Consider the following 16,285-nt stretch of genomic DNA (forward strand, 5'->3'; position numbering starts at 1 on the left):
GAAAAATAGACCAGGTTTAGTCACAGGGTGCGGGTAGTTTTGTCTATTTGAGTTTGTTAACATTCTGCTAAATTATCGTGGGTAAGGTTACCCGGATAAGGGAGATATGATGAAGCAGGCATTACGTGTAGCATTTAGTTTTTTAATGCTGTGGGCAGCAGTACTGCACGCAGAAGTACGTATCGAGATCACCCAGGGGGTGGACTCGGCACGCCCAATCGGTGTTGTTCCGTTCCAGTGGGCCGGTCCTGGCGCTGCACCTGAAGATGCCGGTGGCATCGTGGCGGCTGACCTGCGTAACAGCGGTAAATTCAACCCGTTAGATCGTTCTCGCCTGCCTCAGCAGCCGGGTAGCGCGCAGGAAGTTCAGCCTGCAGCATGGTCTGCACTGGGTATTGATGCCGTGGTTGTGGGTCAGGTTACCCCTAATCCGGACGGTTCTTACAACGTGGCCTGGCAGCTGGTGGATACCGGCGGTGCACCAGGTACCGTTCTGGCCCAGAACTCTTACAAGGTCACTAAGCAGTACCTGCGCTACGCGGCACACGCTGCCAGCGATGCGGTATTTGAAAAACTGACCGGCATTAAAGGTGCGTTCCGTACCCGTATCGCGTACGTGGTGCAGACCAACGGTGGTCAATTCCCGTATGAGCTGCGCGTATCTGATTACGATGGCTACAACCAGTTCCTGGTGAAACGCTCTTCGCAGCCACTGATGTCTCCAGCCTGGTCTCCGGACGGTTCTAAGCTGGCGTATGTGACCTTCGAAAGCGGCCGTTCTGCGCTGGTTATCCAGACGCTGGCAAACGGTGCGGTTCGTCAGGTGGCGTCTTTCCCACGTCACAACGGTGCGCCTTCGTTCTCTCCAGACGGCTCTAAACTGGCGTTTGCCTTGTCTAAAACCGGTAGCCTGAACCTGTACGTGATGGACATTGGCTCTGGCCAGATCCGTCAGGTGACCGACGGTCGCAGCAACAACACCGAACCTTCATGGTTCCCGGACAGTCAAAACCTGGCGTTTACCTCTGACCAGGCCGGCCGTCCACAAATCTACAAAGTCAATATTAACGGCGGTGCTCCGCAGCGTATTACCTGGGAAGGTTCTCAGAACCAGAACTCAGACGTGAGCAGCGACGGTAAATTTATGGTAATGGTCAGCTCCAACGGCGGGCAGCAGCACATTGCCAAACAAGATCTGGTAGCGGGTGGCGTGCAAGTTCTGTCGTCAACGTTCCTGGATGAAACGCCAAGTCTGGCACCTAACGGCACTATGGTAATCTACAGCTCTTCTCAGGGGATGGGATCTGTGCTGAATCTGGTTTCTACAGATGGGCGTTTCAAAGCGCGTATTCCGGCAACTGATGGACAGGTAAAATCACCTGCCTGGTCGCCGTATCTGTAAATAATAATTAATTGATTACTAAAGGAATCATAGAAATGCAACTGAACAAAGTGCTGAAGGGGCTGATGATCGCTCTGCCTGTAATGGCAATCGCAGCGTGTTCTTCTAACAAGAACGCCAGCAATGACCAGAGCGGCGAAGGCATGATGGGTGCCGGCACCGGTATGGACGCGAACGGCAATGGCAACATGTCTTCTGAAGAGCAGGCGCGTCTTCAGATGCAGCAGCTGCAGCAGAACAACATCGTTTACTTCGATCTGGATAAATACGACATCCGTTCTGACTTCGCTGCGATGCTGGATGCGCACGCTAACTTCCTGCGTAGCAACCCATCTTACAAAGTCACCGTAGAAGGTCACGCGGACGAACGTGGTACCCCAGAGTACAACATCTCCCTGGGTGAACGTCGTGCTAACGCTGTTAAAATGTATCTGCAGGGTAAAGGCGTTTCTGCTGACCAGATCTCCATCGTTTCTTACGGTAAAGAAAAACCTGCAGTACTGGGTCACGACGAAGCGGCTTACTCCAAAAACCGTCGTGCCGTACTGGTTTACTAAGAGAATTGCATGAGCAGTAACTTCAGACATCATCTGTTGAGTCTGTCGTTACTGGTTGGAATAGCGGCCCCCTGGGCCGCTTTTGCTCAGGCACCAATCAGTAGTGTCGGCTCAGGCTCGGTAGAAGACCGGGTCACTCAACTCGAGCGTATTTCTAACGCTCACAGCCAGCTTTTAACCCAACTCCAGCAACAACTTTCCGATAACCAGAATGATATTGACTCTCTCCGCGGTCAGATTCAGGAAAGCCAGTATCAGCTTAATCAGGTTGTGGAACGTCAGAAGCAAATCTTGTTGCAGATAGATAGCCTGAGCAGCGGTGGTGGTGCAGCAGCGCAACCAGCCGCAGGCGATCAGAGCGGTGCGGCGACGTCTACGCCAGCGCCATCTGCTGATACGTCTGCCTCAACAGGCGCGCCTGTACAGAGCGGTGACGCGAATACGGACTACAATGCGGCCATTGCCCTGGTGCAGGATCAATCTCGTCAGGATGACGCGATTGCTGCGTTTCAGAGCTTTGTTAAGAAATACCCTGATTCCACTTATCAGCCAAATGCCAATTACTGGCTCGGTCAGTTGAATTACAACAAGGGTAAAAAGGACGATGCGGCGTTTTATTTTGCCTCAGTGGTGAAAAATTACCCAAAATCGCCGAAAGCGCCAGATGCGATGTATAAGGTTGGCGTGATCATGCAGGACAAAGGCGACACGGCGAAAGCCAAAGCGGTTTATCAGCAGGTGGTCGCAAAATTCCCGGGTACCGAAGGTGCTAAGCAGGCGCAAAAACGTCTGAATTCGATGGGATGATTATAGCATGACCAGAAATCGCGTTATTTCTGGTCGTGCAGCATGATTACTAAGCAGTTAAGTGATCTTCATCGAAATTTTTGTTGCGCAGAATTCTTAAATCAGTAATATATGCCGCCGTTGCCACGGGATATCAAACAACGTGAAAGCAGCATAAAAGTGGGTCGTTAGCTCAGTTGGTAGAGCAGTTGACTTTTAATCAATTGGTCGCAGGTTCGAATCCTGCACGACCCACCACTTAACGCAGTTCCGGCAGTACAGAGTGGGTGATTAGCTCAGTTGGTAGAGCATCTCCTTTACACGGAGGGGGTCGGCGGTTCGAGCCCGTCATCACCCACCACTCGGGTCGTTAGCTCAGTTGGTAGAGCAGTTGACTTTTAATCAATTGGTCGCAGGTTCGAATCCTGCACGACCCACCACTTTTAAGGTGGTACCGAGTAAAAATCTTCGAAGTCAGCACCCGAATGGGTCGTTAGCTCAGTTGGTAGAGCAGTTGACTTTTAATCAATTGGTCGCAGGTTCGAATCCTGCACGACCCACCACTTCGAAGAAAAAAATCCCGCAAGGGGTCGTTAGCTCAGTTGGTAGAGCAGTTGACTTTTAATCAATTGGTCGCAGGTTCGAATCCTGCACGACCCACCAGTGTAGAAAGGCGCCCTAAAGGCGCCTTTTTGCTATCTGCGGTACAACAAATGCTCCGCCCATCTATTCCCGGTGACTTTTCACGCCAGATTCGCTATCTTGTTTAGTATACAAAACACAATTGCCACGCGTTTTGCTATGTCAGGCAAATGAAAGGCAATATTGTTAAGCCCGTAAAACGAGAAGCCATAATGAGTGTGATGTTTGATCCTGAAGCCGCAATCTATCCGTTTCCGCCTAAGCCTGTCCCGCTGAGCCAGGACGATAAGCAGTTCTACCGCGAGAAGATTAAACGTCTTCTTAAAGAGCGCGACGCGGTGATGGTGGCCCATTACTACACCGACCCGGAAATTCAGCAGCTGGCGGAAGAGACCGGGGGCTGCATTTCTGACTCACTGGAGATGGCGCGCTTCGGTGCACGGCATCCCGCTTCCACGCTGCTGGTGGCCGGCGTGCGTTTTATGGGCGAAACGGCAAAGATCCTGAGCCCGGAAAAAACCATTCTGATGCCCACGCTTAACGCGGAGTGTTCCCTGGATCTCGGCTGTCCAATTGACGAATTCACGGCCTTCTGTGATGCCCACCCTGACCGGACCGTGGTGGTTTACGCGAACACGTCGGCAGCAGTGAAAGCGCGGGCAGACTGGGTGGTCACGTCAAGCATCGCCGTTGAGCTGATTGAACATCTGGACAGCCAGGGGGAGAAAATTATATGGGCGCCTGATCGCCATCTCGGCAACTATGTTCAGAAGCAGACGGGGGCTGACGTACTCTGCTGGCAGGGCGCCTGTATCGTTCATGATGAGTTCAAGACGCAGGCGCTGGCGCGCATGAAGGCGCTTTATCCTGACGCCGCCATTCTTGTGCACCCTGAATCTCCGCAGTCGATTGTCGGCATGGCGGATGCGGTGGGTTCAACCAGCCAGCTTATTAACGCGGCCAGAACGTTGCCTCACAAGCAGCTTATCGTGGCGACCGATCGCGGTATCTTCTACAAGATGCAGCAGGCCGTGCCGGAGAAAGAGCTTCTCGAAGCGCCTACCGCAGGCGAGGGGGCAACGTGCCGCAGCTGTGCGCATTGCCCGTGGATGGCGATGAACGGCCTGAAAGCGATTGCCGAAGGGTTAGAAACCGGTGGTGCGGCGCATGAAATCCACGTGGATGCTGCCCTGCGTGAAGGCGCGTTAATTCCGCTTAACCGCATGCTGGATTTTGCGGCTACACTACGTACTTAATTCACTACGCCCGGGGAAAAGATGGATTTTTTTAGCACACAGAACATTCTGGTTCATATACCGATTGGTGCAGGTGGCTATGACCTGTCATGGATTGAGGCCGTTGGTACGCTGGCGGGACTATTGTGTATCTGGCTGGCAAGCCTTGAGAAGATCAGCAATTATGCGTTCGGGCTGATTAACGTCACGCTGTTTGCGATTATTTTCTTCCAGATCCAGCTGTACGCCAGCCTGCTTTTGCAGCTGTTCTTCTTCGCCGCCAATATTTACGGCTGGTATGCGTGGTCGCGTCAGAACAGCCAGCAGGAGGCAGAGCTGCAGATTCGCTGGCTGCCCTTGCCGAAAGCCATCGCCTGGTTTGTCGCCTGCGTGGTGGCCATTGGCTTAATGACCGTCTTCATCAATCCGGTATTTGCGTTCCTGACCCGCATTGCCGTTTCGGTCATGTCCGGCATCGGCCTGAACGTGACGATGCCAGAACTCCAGCCGGATGCTTTCCCGTTCTGGGATTCCTGCATGATGGTGCTGTCGATTGCAGCGATGATTCTGATGACCCGTAAATACGTTGAGAACTGGCTGCTGTGGGTCATCATCAACGTTATCAGCGTGGCGATCTTCGCCCTGCAGGGCGTCTATGCCATGTCGCTGGAATATCTGTTGCTGACCTTCATCTCGCTGAACGGTAGCCGGATGTGGATTAACAGCGCGCGTGAGCGAGGCTCTCGCGCGCTTTCCAGCTAGTGGTCATGATGATGTGAATGACCGGACTGCGCCTCGTTAAGGTGGCAGTCCGGTCCGCTACAGGGCTGATACTCCATCTGAACGGTGGCATGGCTAATGTCGTAGTGATGTTCCAGGAAGTGCTGGATGCGATCGAGCAGCGCATCGTGGTCGTGAGGCGGGATCACCTGGACATGAAGCGTCATGACCGGTTTCTCCCCCACCAGCCAGACGTGCACGTGGTGGACATTGCGGACTTCCGGAACAGTACGGCGCAGGCTGCGCTTCAGCTCGTCGATGTCCATGGATGCCGGAGCCCCTTCAAGCAGTTCATTCACGCTCTCCTTCAGCAGCCGCCAGGCGCTGCGCAAGACCAGACACGACACCAGCACGGACAGAATCGGATCGACAGGCGTCCAGCCGGTATAGAGGATCACCAGCGCGGCGACAATTGCCCCGACTGAACCGAGCAAATCCCCCAGCACATGCAGAGCCGCCGCGCGCACGTTGAGGTTCTTTTCCTCGCTGCCGCGGTGCAAAATCCAGAAGGCCAGGATATTCGCCACCAGCCCTGCCACGGCAATCACCATCATTGTCGCCCCGGCAATCGGCTGAGGATGTCTGAAGCGCTGAATGGCCTCCCAGACGATAAGAATGGTAATGACCACCAGGGCAATCGCGTTAACAAAGGCGGCAAGGGTCGTCAGCCTCAGCCAGCCGAAGGTATGGCGTGTATTGGGGGGACGACGGGCAAACTGGACGGCCAGAAGGGCGAAAAGTAGCGCCGCTGCATCGGTAAGCATATGCCCGGCGTCAGCCAGTAGCGCCAGAGAGCCGGAGACCAGACCGCCGATGACCTCAATAATCATGAAGGTTGCGGTGACGCCGAAGGCCAGCAGCAATCGTTTAGCGTTGTCGTCGCCGGCGGCGTGGGAATGTGTGTGTGCCATGTTATCTTTCCTGATTCGTTATCGTTTTTAGTGTAGCGTTTTTAATAGGTTACTCAAAAAGAAAGGAGAGCCTTAGCTCTCCTTTTATCATTAATTTCACAGCCGGTTACTGAGTCGTACCATCTGTTTTGGTATTGGCATCATCCCCCACTTTGTCATTCGGGTCGGGACATTTGCCATCTTTACACATGGAGTTCTTATGAACTTCATCTTTGCTCATGCTGTCATGATTCATGGTGCCGGAGTCGGTACCGTTGGGGTGCAGCATGGTGCCGCCGGTGTTAGTGTTTCCATTATTGATCTGACTATTATCGACATTGTTCGGGGCGACGTTCTGTTTGGCATCAGGGGCGACCTGGCCTGCTGACGCAGCCGCGTTTGCATCACCGTTACCCGATGAGCCCGTTTCGGCCGCAAGAACGCTACCGCTGGCCAGGGTGAGGGTGGCGGTCAGGAAGAGGGTTGCCAGTTTTGTCATTTTCATCATGGTGCTCCTGTTCTTGTCGTTACGCTGGATAACTTTTTCCAACAGTGCATCTTTTTCAGAGGCGAAAGATTCCGCCATACGGACTTACGTCAGTCGGGAATCGCGTTTAAGCGTGTAAAAATGGTTGTTACAGTTAAAAAGCTTAGGTTAGATCTCGTTTTTCGCTATTTTGTGGCGATTTTTAGGCGAATTCCAGGAATTATCTGCGTGAAGTGTAAAACCGTGTTTACACTTCCTGAGCGACAAGATAGATTGAAAGGATTGCTTTCATTACTAAAGATATGGCAGAGCTGGAACGAAGATGAATTATCAGAACGACGATTTACGTATTAAAGAGATCAATGAGTTATTACCTCCTGTAGCACTCCTTGAGAAATTCCCCGCCACTGAAAATGCCGCAAACACGGTTTCTCATGCTCGTAAAGCGATCCATAAGATCCTGAAAGGTAATGACGATCGTCTTCTGGTGGTGATTGGCCCATGCTCTATCCACGATCCTGCTGCCGCGAAAGAATACGCAGCCCGTCTGCTCACCCTGCGTGAAGAGCTGAAGGATGAGCTGGAAATCGTGATGCGCGTCTATTTTGAAAAACCGCGCACCACCGTTGGCTGGAAAGGGCTGATTAACGATCCGCACATGGATAACAGCTTCCAGATTAACGACGGTCTGCGCATTGCGCGCAAGCTGCTGCTGGAGATTAACGACAGCGGGCTGCCTGCGGCCGGTGAATTCCTGGATATGATTACGCCCCAGTATCTGGCAGACCTGATGAGCTGGGGGGCAATTGGTGCCCGCACTACTGAATCTCAGGTTCACCGCGAGCTGGCGTCCGGTCTCTCTTGTCCGGTGGGCTTCAAAAACGGCACTGACGGCACCATTAAGGTGGCTATCGACGCCATCAACGCAGCGGGCGCACCGCACTGCTTCCTGTCCGTGACCAAATGGGGCCACTCCGCCATCGTTAACACCAGCGGTAACGGTGACTGCCATATCATTCTGCGCGGCGGCAAAGAGCCGAACTACAGCGCAAAGCATGTGGCCGAAGTCAAAGTCGGGCTGGAAAAAGCCGGGCTGCCACCGCAGGTGATGATCGATTTCAGCCACGCCAACTCCAGCAAGCAGTTTAAAAAGCAGATGGAAGTGGGCGCAGACGTCTGTCAGCAGATTGCCGGCGGTGAGAAGGCGGTAATTGGGGTGATGATCGAAAGCCATCTGGTTGAAGGTAACCAGAACCTGGAAGGCAGCGAGCCGCTGGTGTACGGCAAGAGCGTGACCGATGCCTGCATCGGCTGGGATGACACCGACGCCATCCTGCGCCAGCTGGCGAATGCGGTGAAAGCGCGTCGCGGTTAATTCTGACGGCTCAAATAAAAAAGCGCGGACGGTTCCGCGCTTTTTTTATGGTCAGCGAAAATTACTTCGCTTTACCCTGGTTCGCAACGGCCGCCGCTTTCGCTGCGATTTCGTCCGCGTTACCCAGGTAGTAGTGTTTGATTGGCTTGAAGTTTTCGTCGAACTCATACACCAGCGGTACGCCAGTTGGGATGTTCAGTTCGAGAATTTCGTCTTCACCCATGTTGTCCAGGTATTTCACCAGCGCACGCAGGGAGTTACCGTGAGCGGCGATAATCACGCGCTCGCCGCTTTTCAGACGTGGCAGAATGGTTTCGTTCCAGTAAGGCACAACGCGGTCGATGGTCAGCGCCAGGCTCTCGGTGGTTGGCAGCTCAGCGTCGGTCAGTTTCGCGTAACGCGGGTCGTGGCCCGGGTAGCGCTCGTCATCTTTGGTCAGCTCTGGCGGGGTGACCGCGAAGCCGCGACGCCACTGTTTAACCTGCTCGTCACCGTATTTCTCAGCGGTTTCCGCTTTGTTCAGGCCCTGCAGCGCACCGTAGTGACGCTCGTTCAGTTTCCAGGATTTCTCAACCGGCAGCCAGGCCTGGTCCAGTTCGTCCAGCACGTTCCACAGGGTATGGATGGCACGTTTCAGCACAGAGGTGTAAGCAAAATCAAAGCTGAAGCCTTCTTCCTTCAGCAGTTTACCTGCTGCTTTTGCTTCGCTTACGCCTTTCTCGGACAGATCAACGTCGTACCAACCGGTAAAGCGGTTTTCGTTGTTCCACTGGCTTTCGCCGTGACGCACCAGAACCAGCTTAGTAATAGCCATCTCTTACTCCTCAAGCATTTTTAGAATGATAACAATTCTCATTATATTGCCGTGGCCGTGCCAGCAGCAACGCTTAACCCTAACCATAGCGAAAATAGTCTCTGAGTGTAAGATGCTTGTGAATCCAGGGTTATGATTTTGTCTGCGATCGGCGCTATTTTCAGCAAGACGCACAGAAAAAAGCCCTCCGGAGGGAGGGCTGAATATTAATGTGGAATAAAATGATATTCCGTCACGCTAACGTACTCTTCACCCGGGCGCAGCACGCAGTCCGGCTGCGGCCATTCCGGATGATTCGGGCTGTCCGGCAGGAACTCGCTCTCCAGCGCCAGGCCTTGCCAGTCGCTGTACTCTTCGTGTTCGCGCGCCGTCGTGCCGCCGAGATAGTTACCTGAGTAGAACTGCAGGGCAGGAGCGGTGGTATAAACCGTCATCTGCAGCTTCTCATCGGTGGACCAGACCTGTGCGGCAGGTTGTTTCACATCGCCTTTAGCCTGCAGCAGGAACGCGTGGTCGTAGCCTTTCACCTTGCGCTGGTCGTCATCGCTCAGGAAATCCTGGGCGATGGATTTCGCGCTGCGGAAGTCAAAGCTGGTGCCGCTCACGTCTTTGAGGCCCTGGTACGGAATGCCCATCTCATCAACCGGCAGATACGCATCCGCCAGGATCTGAAGCTTGTGGTTCCGCACGTCGCACTGGTTACCGTCCAGATTAAAGTACGCGTGATTGGTCAGGTTAACCGGACACGGCTTGTCGACCGTCGCACGGTATTCAATGGCGATACGGTTGTCATCGGTCAATGTAAAGCGCGCGGAGGCGATAAGGTTACCCGGGAAGCCCTGATCGCCGTCCTGCGAATCCAGCGAGAACAGCACTTCGCCGTCGTTTTGACGAACAATCTTCCAGCGGCGTTTATCAAACCCGTCCGGGCCGCCGTGCAGCTGGTTCTCACCCTGGCTTGGAAGCAGGGTGTACTGCACGCCGTCGAGTTCAAAACGGCTCTTCGCGATGCGGTTCGCATAGCGCCCTACGGATGCGCCCAGATAGGCAGACTGATTAACATACTGCTCGGGCGATGCGCAGCCGAGCAGGGTTTCGCGCACGCTGCCGTCCGGCATCGGTACGCGTGCTGAAAGAAGGGTTGCACCCCAGTCCATGAGCGTAACCACCATCCCCGCGCGATTGCGCAGGGTTAACAGGCGATACGGCAGACCATCCGGTGCGAGGGTAGGTGTTTCGTTTAGCACTGTCCGGCTCCTTGTGATGCTTTGCAAACATAGAAGGTTTCTTTGATACCTGTTTTTGCTTCGTACTGCTTCGCCACGGCGTCCTGTACAGCAGGGACCAGCTCCTCAGGCACCAGCGCAACGATGCAGCCGCCAAAACCGCCGCCCGTCATGCGCACGCCGCCTTTGTCGCCAATGACCGCTTTGACGATCTCCACCAGGGTGTCGATCTGCGGCACGGTGATTTCAAAATCATCGCGCATGGAGGCGTGAGATTCCGCCATCAGTTCACCCATGCGTTTCAGGTCACCTTTCGCCAGCGCGGACGCGGCTTCAACGGTACGGGCATTCTCCGTCAGCACGTGACGAACGCGTTTGGCGACAATCGGGTCCAGCTCGTGCGCCACTTTGTTAAATTCATTGAGCGTGACGTCGCGCAGGGCGGGCTGCTGGAAGAAGCGGGCGCCGGTTTCGCACTGCTCGCGGCGAGTGTTATACTCGCTGCCCACCAGCGTGCGTTTAAAGTTGCTGTTGACGATCACGACAGCCGCGCCTTTTGGCAGGGGTACGGCTTTGGTGCCCAGCGAGCGGCAGTCGATCAGCAGCGCGTGCTCTTTTTTGCCCAGCGCGGAGATCAGCTGGTCCATGATGCCGCAGTTGCAGCCCACGAACTGGTTTTCCGCTTCCTGACCATTCAGGGCGATTTGTGCGCCATCCAGCGGTAAATGATAGAGCTGCTGGAACACGGTGCCCACGGCGACCTCCAGAGACGCAGAGGAGCTTAAGCCCGCCCCCTGCGGCACGTTGCCGCTGATGACCAAATCGGCGCCGCCGAAGTTTTTATTACGCTTCTGCAGATGCTTCACCACGCCGCGCACGTAGTTAGACCACTGCTGGCTGTCGTGCGTCACAATCGGGGCATCGAGGGAAAACGCGTCCGTTTCATTACCGTAATCCGCCGCAATCACGCGAACCTGGCGATCGTCGCGCTTCGCGCAGCTGATGACCGTCTGGTAATCGATAGCGCACGGCAGCACAAAGCCGTCGTTGTAGTCGGTGTGTTCACCAATCAGGTTGACGCGGCCAGGTGCCTGAATTACGTGGGTGGCAGGGTAGCCAAATTTCTCAGCAAACAGGGATTGTGTTTTATCTTTCAGACTCATCTTTTAGACTCCTGATTCGCGATAGTGGACGTCGCTAACGGCACGCAGACGTTCAGCCGCCTGTTCCGCCGTCAGGTCACGCTGGGTTTCCGCCAGCATTTCGTAGCCCACCATAAATTTACGCACCGTCGCAGAGCGCAGCAGCGGCGGATAGAAATGGGCATGCAGCTGCCAGTGCTGATTCTCTTCGCCGTTAAACGGTGCGCCGTGCCAGCCCATGGAGTACGGGAAGGAGCACTGGAACAGGTTGTCGTAACGGCTGGTCAGCTTTTTCAGCGCCAGGCCAAGGTCGTCGCGCTGCGCGTCGCTGAGTTCGGTGATGCGCTGCACGTGCGCTTTCGGCAGCAGCAGCGTCTCAAACGGCCAGGCGGCCCAGTAAGGCACGACGGCCAGCCAGTGTTCGGTCTCCACCACGGTACGGCTGCCGTCGGCCAGCTCACGCTGCGCGTAATCCACCAGCATCGGCGAGCCGTTTTCCGCGTAATACGCTTTTTGCAGGCGGTCTTCACGCTCGGCTTCGTTAGGCAGGAAGCTGTTCGCCCAGACCTGGCCGTGCGGGTGCGGGTTAGAGCAGCCCATGGCCGCACCTTTATTTTCAAACACCTGCACCCATGGGTAAGTTTGACCCAGCTCGGCGGTTTGCGCCTGCCAGGTGCTGACCACCTCTTTCAGTGCCTCAACGCTCAGCTCCGGCAGCGTTTTGCTGTGATCGGGGGAGAAGCAGATCACGCGGCTGGTACCGCGCGCGCTTTCACAGCGCATCAGCGGATCGTGGCTTTCCGGCGCGTCCGGCGTGTCGGTCATCAGGGCGGCAAAATCGTTGGTAAACACGAAGGTGCCTTTGTAGTCCGGGTTTTTATCCCCGGTGACGCGCGTGTTGCCCGGACAGAGGAAGCAGTCCGGGTCGTGCTGCGGCAGCGTCTGTTTTGCAGGCGTCTCCTGCGCCCCCTGCCAGGGGCGCTTGGCGCGATGCGGAGAAACTAAAATCCATTGCCCGCTTAACGGGTTAAAACGACGATGCGGATGATCGACGGGATTAAATTGCGTCATGACGGATCCTTAGTCCGGATAGCCTTGCGGGTGGCGTGACTGCCAGTGCCAGGTATCCTGTGCCATTTCATCAAGCGTGCGCGTGACACGCCAGTTAAGCTCTTTGTCGGCTTTGGTGGCGTCGGCCCAGTAAGCAGGCAGATCGCCCTCACGACGCGGTGCGAAGTGGTAGTTCACCGGCTTGCCGCAGGCTTTGCTGAAGGCGTTAACCACGTCCAGCACGCTGCTGCCGACCCCGGCGCCGAGGTTGTAAATATGCACGCCCGGTTTATCCGCCAGCTGCTGCATGGCCGCAACGTGGCCGTCGGCCAGATCCATCACGTGGATATAGTCGCGCACGCCGGTGCCGTCTTCGGTCGGGTAGTCATTGCCAAAAATCGCCAGCGACTCGCGGCGGCCTACGGCCACCTGGGCGATATACGGCATCAGGTTGTTCGGAATGCCCTGCGGATCTTCCCCCATATCGCCAGACGGATGCGCACCGACCGGGTTGAAGTAGCGCAGCAGCGCGATGCTCCACTCCGGCTGGGCTTTTTGCAGGTCGGTCAGGATCTGCTCCACCATCAGCTTGCTTTTGCCGTACGGGCTCTGCGGCGTCCCGGTCGGGAAGCTTTCAACGTAAGGGATTTTAGGCTGATCGCCGTAGACGGTGGCGGAAGAGCTAAAGATGAAGTTTTTGACGTTGGCCGCACGCATGGCGGAGATGAGACGCAGGGTGCCGTTGACGTTGTTATCGTAATACTCCAGCGGCTTAGCAACGGATTCACCGACCGCTTTCAGACCCGCGAAGTGGATCACCGCTTCAATGGCGTGGTCGTGAAGGATCTCGGTCATCAGCGCTTCGTTACGGATGTCGCCTTCCACGAACGTCGGGTGTTTACCGCCAAGACGTTCAATCACAGGCAGCACGCTGCGCTTACTGTTGCACAGGTTGTCGAGAATGATGACGTCATGGCCGTTTTGCAGCAGCTGCACGCAGGTATGACTACCGATGTAACCGCTACCACCTGTTACCAGAACTCGCATATTTCGCTCCATTGGGCTTATGGTATGTAATAACCATAGCATAACAGAGACGCGAAAAGTGTGACATGGGATAAAATAGTGGAATCGTTTACACTGTTTTTAAAATCCGATTTTCAGCTACCGTGAGGCATTGTAGATCAACGGGATAGCAATGTATTAGTGCAGGTTATCTGAAAAACGGAGGGTGGTGCCCTCCGGGGATTAATCGATTTTGCTTTGCCGATAGTAATAGTGCTCACCGTCCGGAACAAACTCCAGGCGGTGGGTGATGCAGGAGGGGGCATCTTCGGCATGATGTGAAACGAACAGCAGCTGCGTTTCACCTTCGCTAATCAGGACATCCACAAAGCGGCGGATAAGCTGGCGGTTCAACGGGTCGAGTCCCTGCAGCGGTTCGTCGAGGATCAGCAGCGTAGGGTGTTTCACCAGCGCGCGAACGATCAGCGCCAGACGCTGCTGCCCCCACGAAAGACTATGAAACGGCGCGTCAGCCACCCGGTTGTCCATGCCCAGAATGTCCAGCCACTGCTGGGCCAGCTTGTGCTGTTTGTCCGACACCGCCTGATAAATGCCGATGGAGTCAAAATACCCGGAGAGGATCACGTTGCGTACCGTGGTACTGACCCGGTAATCCAGATGCAGGCTGCTGCTGACATAGCCGATATGTTTTTTGATATCCCAGATGGTTTCGCCGCTGCCGCGACGCCGACCGAACAGCGTGAGGTCGTTGCTGTAGCCCTGCGGATGATCGCCGGTAATCAGGCTCAGCAGCGTGGATTTTCCCGCGCCGTTGGGGCCAACAATCTGCCAGTGCTCGCCTGGATTGACCGTCCAGTTGAGGTGATTAAGGATCGGGCGATCGTCATAAGAGACCACCCCATCGCGCAGCACGATGCGCGGCTGGTGGGGATCAAGCGCGTGGCGCGCCGACGGGGCGTCGGGTTCCGGAAGGGTAATACCGTCGAGCTGTTCGCTGTGCGCGAGCTGGGCAATCAGCGCCTGCTTAAGCAGCGCGGTTTTTTCGCCGGTCTCTGTCAGGTTACAGTCGGCCAGGACGCCCGCGTGCTGGATAAATTCCGGAATTTCATCAAAACGGTTAAGCACCAGCACAAGGGTATATCCCTCCTGATTAAGCGACGCCAGCAGAGACGCCAGCTGCGCCCGGGACTGCACGTCAAGACCGTCGAACGGTTCGTCCAGAATAAGCAGTTCAGGTTCGCTCATCAGCGCCTGACAAAGCAGCGTTTTTCGCGTCTCGCCGGTCGAAAGGTATTTAAAGCGCCGGTTCAGCAGAGGGGTGATACCGAACTGTTCTGCCAGGCGCTGGCAGCGGGCGGGATCCTTCACTTCATCCTGAATAATTTCCGCCGTCGTACGGCCGGTATCCTCTTCGCCAGGGCTGAGCAAATCGGTGTTGTTGCGCTGCCACTCGTCGCTGACCAGCTTTTGCAGTTGTTCAAACGACAGGCGCGTCAGGCGCGTAAAGTCGCTCTGGTATTCGCCCTTGAGGAGGTTGAGCTCTCCGGCCAGCGCGCGGGCCAGCGCGGATTTACCGCTGCCGTTTGTGCCGACAAACGCCCAGCTTTCACCCGCGCGTAGCGTCAAATCAGCAATTGTCAGCGTTCGGGTATCGCTAAGACGAAACGTGCCTTGCGAAATATGCAATGATGACATGGTTTATCCCTGTTTTTGCAGCACCAGATATCAGGGATACGCACTGTCGGTACGATTGTCAATGTGCTCAGCACAAAGTGGCGATAATCACCCGGTCCGCGTTGAAATACGCGGTGACGGCAGCACCTTCTTCTACGTTGTCCGACTCGCTGAGCGGTATGGTCGCGCAAAGCGGCTGTCCATCTGCCAGGGTCATCTGCACTTCGCACTGCGTCTGGCCGCGTTCGATATGGCTGATGGTGCCCTGCAGCTGGTTATCTGCTGTCTTTGCCGCGTCGGGATCGCGTGTAATACTGACCCACGGCGCCTTCAGGAGCACCAGCACCTCTTTCCCTTCATCCAGTTCAAGACGTTCCGCGCTTTGTGCCGTTATGGCGGCCTTCAGACGGGTGGTGCCATCGGCAAGCAGGATCTCAATATGCTGCTGTATCTGCAGATTGTCGCGCGCCGTCACCGTACCAAACCACTGGTTGCGGGCGCTGGTTTGTAGCGAGAAGCGGGAAATGGCGGCCAGCAGACTGTCCAGCGGAACGTTATCGTCATCGCTTAACGCATCGAACGCTTTTTGCTGAATCTGGGCCAGCAGATCGTAAAGCTGAATAAGACGCTGGCCATAACGCGTCACGATTGCACCGCCGCCGCCTTTGCCGCCCGTGGCTCTGTCCACCAGCGGCTGTTCGCTCAGGGTGTTCATGTCGTTGATGGCGTCCCAGGCACTTTTGTAGCTGATGCCCGCGTTTTTCGCCCCCTGGCTAATCGAGCCCGTTTGTTCTATTTGTTTAAGCAGGGCGATACGTCGCGGATCGGCGAAAAGCTTTTGCTGAAGTCGGAGTGTGAGGAGAATTTCGGCCTGCATAACAGTGTCCTGGCAAAAAGGGTATTGTGACCCAAATGGTGCAGGGCGCAAAGGGTACCGCACAAAAGGGGATGTTTTTCTCAGTTGAAAGGGTAGAATAAGCTGTTCACAATATCTGGAGAAAACCATGTTAGAGTTGTTGAAAAGTCTGGTATTCGCCGTGATCATGGTACCAGTAGTGATGGCCATCATCCTCGGTGCCATCTACGGCCTGGGTGAAGTGTTCAACGTCTTTTCGAACATTGGTCACAGAGACCAGGCTAAAAAGCAGCATTGATTCCCCCCAAAACGCCCGGCTTGTCCGGGCGTTTTGCTCTCAAGA

16 protein-coding genes and 5 tRNA genes are annotated in these 16,285 nt (G+C 55.3%); 12 read left to right on the forward strand and 9 right to left on the reverse strand.

Annotation, left to right across the window (positions count from 1 at the left end; all coding sequences use genetic code 11):
• Positions 1-109: 109 nt before the first annotated feature.
• The 10 genes from tolB (at position 110) to pnuC (ending at position 5,384) form a co-directional block, all read left to right on the forward strand.
• On the forward strand, positions 110-1,402 hold the full coding sequence (tolB, locus tag BFV67_RS06115) for a Tol-Pal system beta propeller repeat protein TolB (RefSeq protein WP_008501103.1): 1,293 nt from the start codon (positions 110-112) through the stop codon (positions 1,400-1,402).
• 35 nt (positions 1,403-1,437) lie between these two features.
• Complete coding sequence (gene pal, locus BFV67_RS06120) at positions 1,438-1,959, forward strand: peptidoglycan-associated lipoprotein Pal (RefSeq protein ID WP_003858578.1); 522 nt, start codon at positions 1,438-1,440, stop codon at positions 1,957-1,959.
• A gap of 9 nt (positions 1,960-1,968) precedes the next feature.
• On the forward strand, positions 1,969-2,766 hold the full coding sequence (gene cpoB, locus BFV67_RS06125; protein ID WP_021241013.1) for a cell division protein CpoB: 798 nt from the start codon (positions 1,969-1,971) through the stop codon (positions 2,764-2,766).
• Positions 2,767-2,927: 161 nt separating this feature from the next.
• A tRNA-Lys gene (locus tag BFV67_RS06130) sits at positions 2,928-3,003 on the forward strand.
• Between the two features lie 27 nt (positions 3,004-3,030).
• A tRNA-Val gene (locus tag BFV67_RS06135) sits at positions 3,031-3,106 on the forward strand.
• A gap of 3 nt (positions 3,107-3,109) precedes the next feature.
• Positions 3,110-3,185, forward strand: a tRNA-Lys gene (locus BFV67_RS06140).
• A 47-nt stretch (positions 3,186-3,232) separates the two neighbouring features.
• A tRNA-Lys gene (locus BFV67_RS06145) sits at positions 3,233-3,308 on the forward strand.
• 24 nt (positions 3,309-3,332) lie between these two features.
• A tRNA-Lys gene (locus tag BFV67_RS06150) sits at positions 3,333-3,408 on the forward strand.
• A gap of 191 nt (positions 3,409-3,599) precedes the next feature.
• Positions 3,600-4,643 (forward strand): quinolinate synthase NadA, encoded by a 1,044-nt coding sequence (gene nadA / locus BFV67_RS06155; RefSeq protein ID WP_069598004.1) that lies wholly within the window; start codon positions 3,600-3,602, stop codon positions 4,641-4,643.
• A 21-nt stretch (positions 4,644-4,664) separates the two neighbouring features.
• The gene (gene pnuC / locus BFV67_RS06160) at positions 4,665-5,384 is read left to right on the forward strand and encodes a nicotinamide riboside transporter PnuC (protein ID WP_069598005.1); all 720 of its coding nucleotides are present in this window, start codon (positions 4,665-4,667) and stop codon (positions 5,382-5,384) included.
• On the opposite strand, the gene zitB is transcribed toward pnuC, so the two are convergent.
• On the reverse strand, positions 5,381-6,313 hold the full coding sequence (zitB, locus tag BFV67_RS06165; RefSeq protein WP_069598006.1) for a CDF family zinc transporter ZitB: 933 nt from the start codon (positions 6,311-6,313) through the stop codon (positions 5,381-5,383). The two genes, pnuC and zitB, sit on opposite strands and share 4 nt — an antisense overlap.
• Positions 6,314-6,419: 106 nt before the next feature.
• Positions 6,420-6,797, reverse strand: coding sequence for a YbgS-like family protein (locus BFV67_RS06170; RefSeq protein ID WP_008501109.1), 378 nt, complete (start codon positions 6,795-6,797; stop codon positions 6,420-6,422).
• Between the two features lie 304 nt (positions 6,798-7,101).
• Between BFV67_RS06170 and aroG the strand changes: the two genes are divergently transcribed.
• Complete coding sequence (gene aroG / locus BFV67_RS06175) at positions 7,102-8,154, forward strand: 3-deoxy-7-phosphoheptulonate synthase AroG (protein WP_008501110.1); 1,053 nt, start codon at positions 7,102-7,104, stop codon at positions 8,152-8,154.
• A 61-nt stretch (positions 8,155-8,215) separates the two neighbouring features.
• Here aroG and gpmA read toward each other — a convergent pair whose 3' ends face one another.
• From gpmA to modE, 7 genes are all read right to left on the reverse strand, one after another.
• Entirely contained in the window at positions 8,216-8,968 is a 753-nt protein-coding gene (gene gpmA, locus BFV67_RS06180) for a 2,3-diphosphoglycerate-dependent phosphoglycerate mutase (protein ID WP_008501111.1), read from the reverse strand.
• A 206-nt stretch (positions 8,969-9,174) separates the two neighbouring features.
• Entirely contained in the window at positions 9,175-10,215 is a 1,041-nt protein-coding gene (gene galM, locus BFV67_RS06185; RefSeq protein WP_021241010.1) for a galactose-1-epimerase, read from the reverse strand.
• Entirely contained in the window at positions 10,209-11,357 is a 1,149-nt protein-coding gene (gene galK, locus BFV67_RS06190) for a galactokinase (RefSeq protein WP_021241009.1), read from the reverse strand. Before galK ends, galM begins: the two co-directional genes overlap by 7 nt.
• 3 nt (positions 11,358-11,360) lie before the next feature.
• Entirely contained in the window at positions 11,361-12,407 is a 1,047-nt protein-coding gene (gene galT / locus BFV67_RS06195; RefSeq protein WP_069598007.1) for a galactose-1-phosphate uridylyltransferase, read from the reverse strand.
• A gap of 9 nt (positions 12,408-12,416) precedes the next feature.
• Positions 12,417-13,433 (reverse strand): UDP-glucose 4-epimerase GalE, encoded by a 1,017-nt coding sequence (galE, locus tag BFV67_RS06200; protein ID WP_008501115.1) that lies wholly within the window; start codon positions 13,431-13,433, stop codon positions 12,417-12,419.
• 201 nt (positions 13,434-13,634) lie between these two features.
• Complete coding sequence (gene modF, locus BFV67_RS06205) at positions 13,635-15,107, reverse strand: molybdate ABC transporter ATP-binding protein ModF (protein WP_069598008.1); 1,473 nt, start codon at positions 15,105-15,107, stop codon at positions 13,635-13,637.
• Positions 15,108-15,174: 67 nt separating this feature from the next.
• The gene (modE, locus tag BFV67_RS06210) at positions 15,175-15,963 is read right to left on the reverse strand and encodes a molybdenum-dependent transcriptional regulator (protein WP_046092325.1); all 789 of its coding nucleotides are present in this window, start codon (positions 15,961-15,963) and stop codon (positions 15,175-15,177) included.
• Positions 15,964-16,090: 127 nt separating this feature from the next.
• Here modE and BFV67_RS06215 point away from each other — a divergent pair, with 127 nt between their 5' ends.
• Positions 16,091-16,240: an AcrZ family multidrug efflux pump-associated protein gene (locus BFV67_RS06215; protein WP_008501118.1), complete on the forward strand. Its 150-nt coding sequence runs from the start codon at positions 16,091-16,093 to the stop codon at positions 16,238-16,240.
• The last annotated feature ends 45 nt before the right edge of the window (positions 16,241-16,285 follow it).

It is taken from the genome of Enterobacter roggenkampii (assembly GCF_001729805.1).
GTDB lineage: Bacteria > Pseudomonadota > Gammaproteobacteria > Enterobacterales > Enterobacteriaceae > Enterobacter > Enterobacter roggenkampii.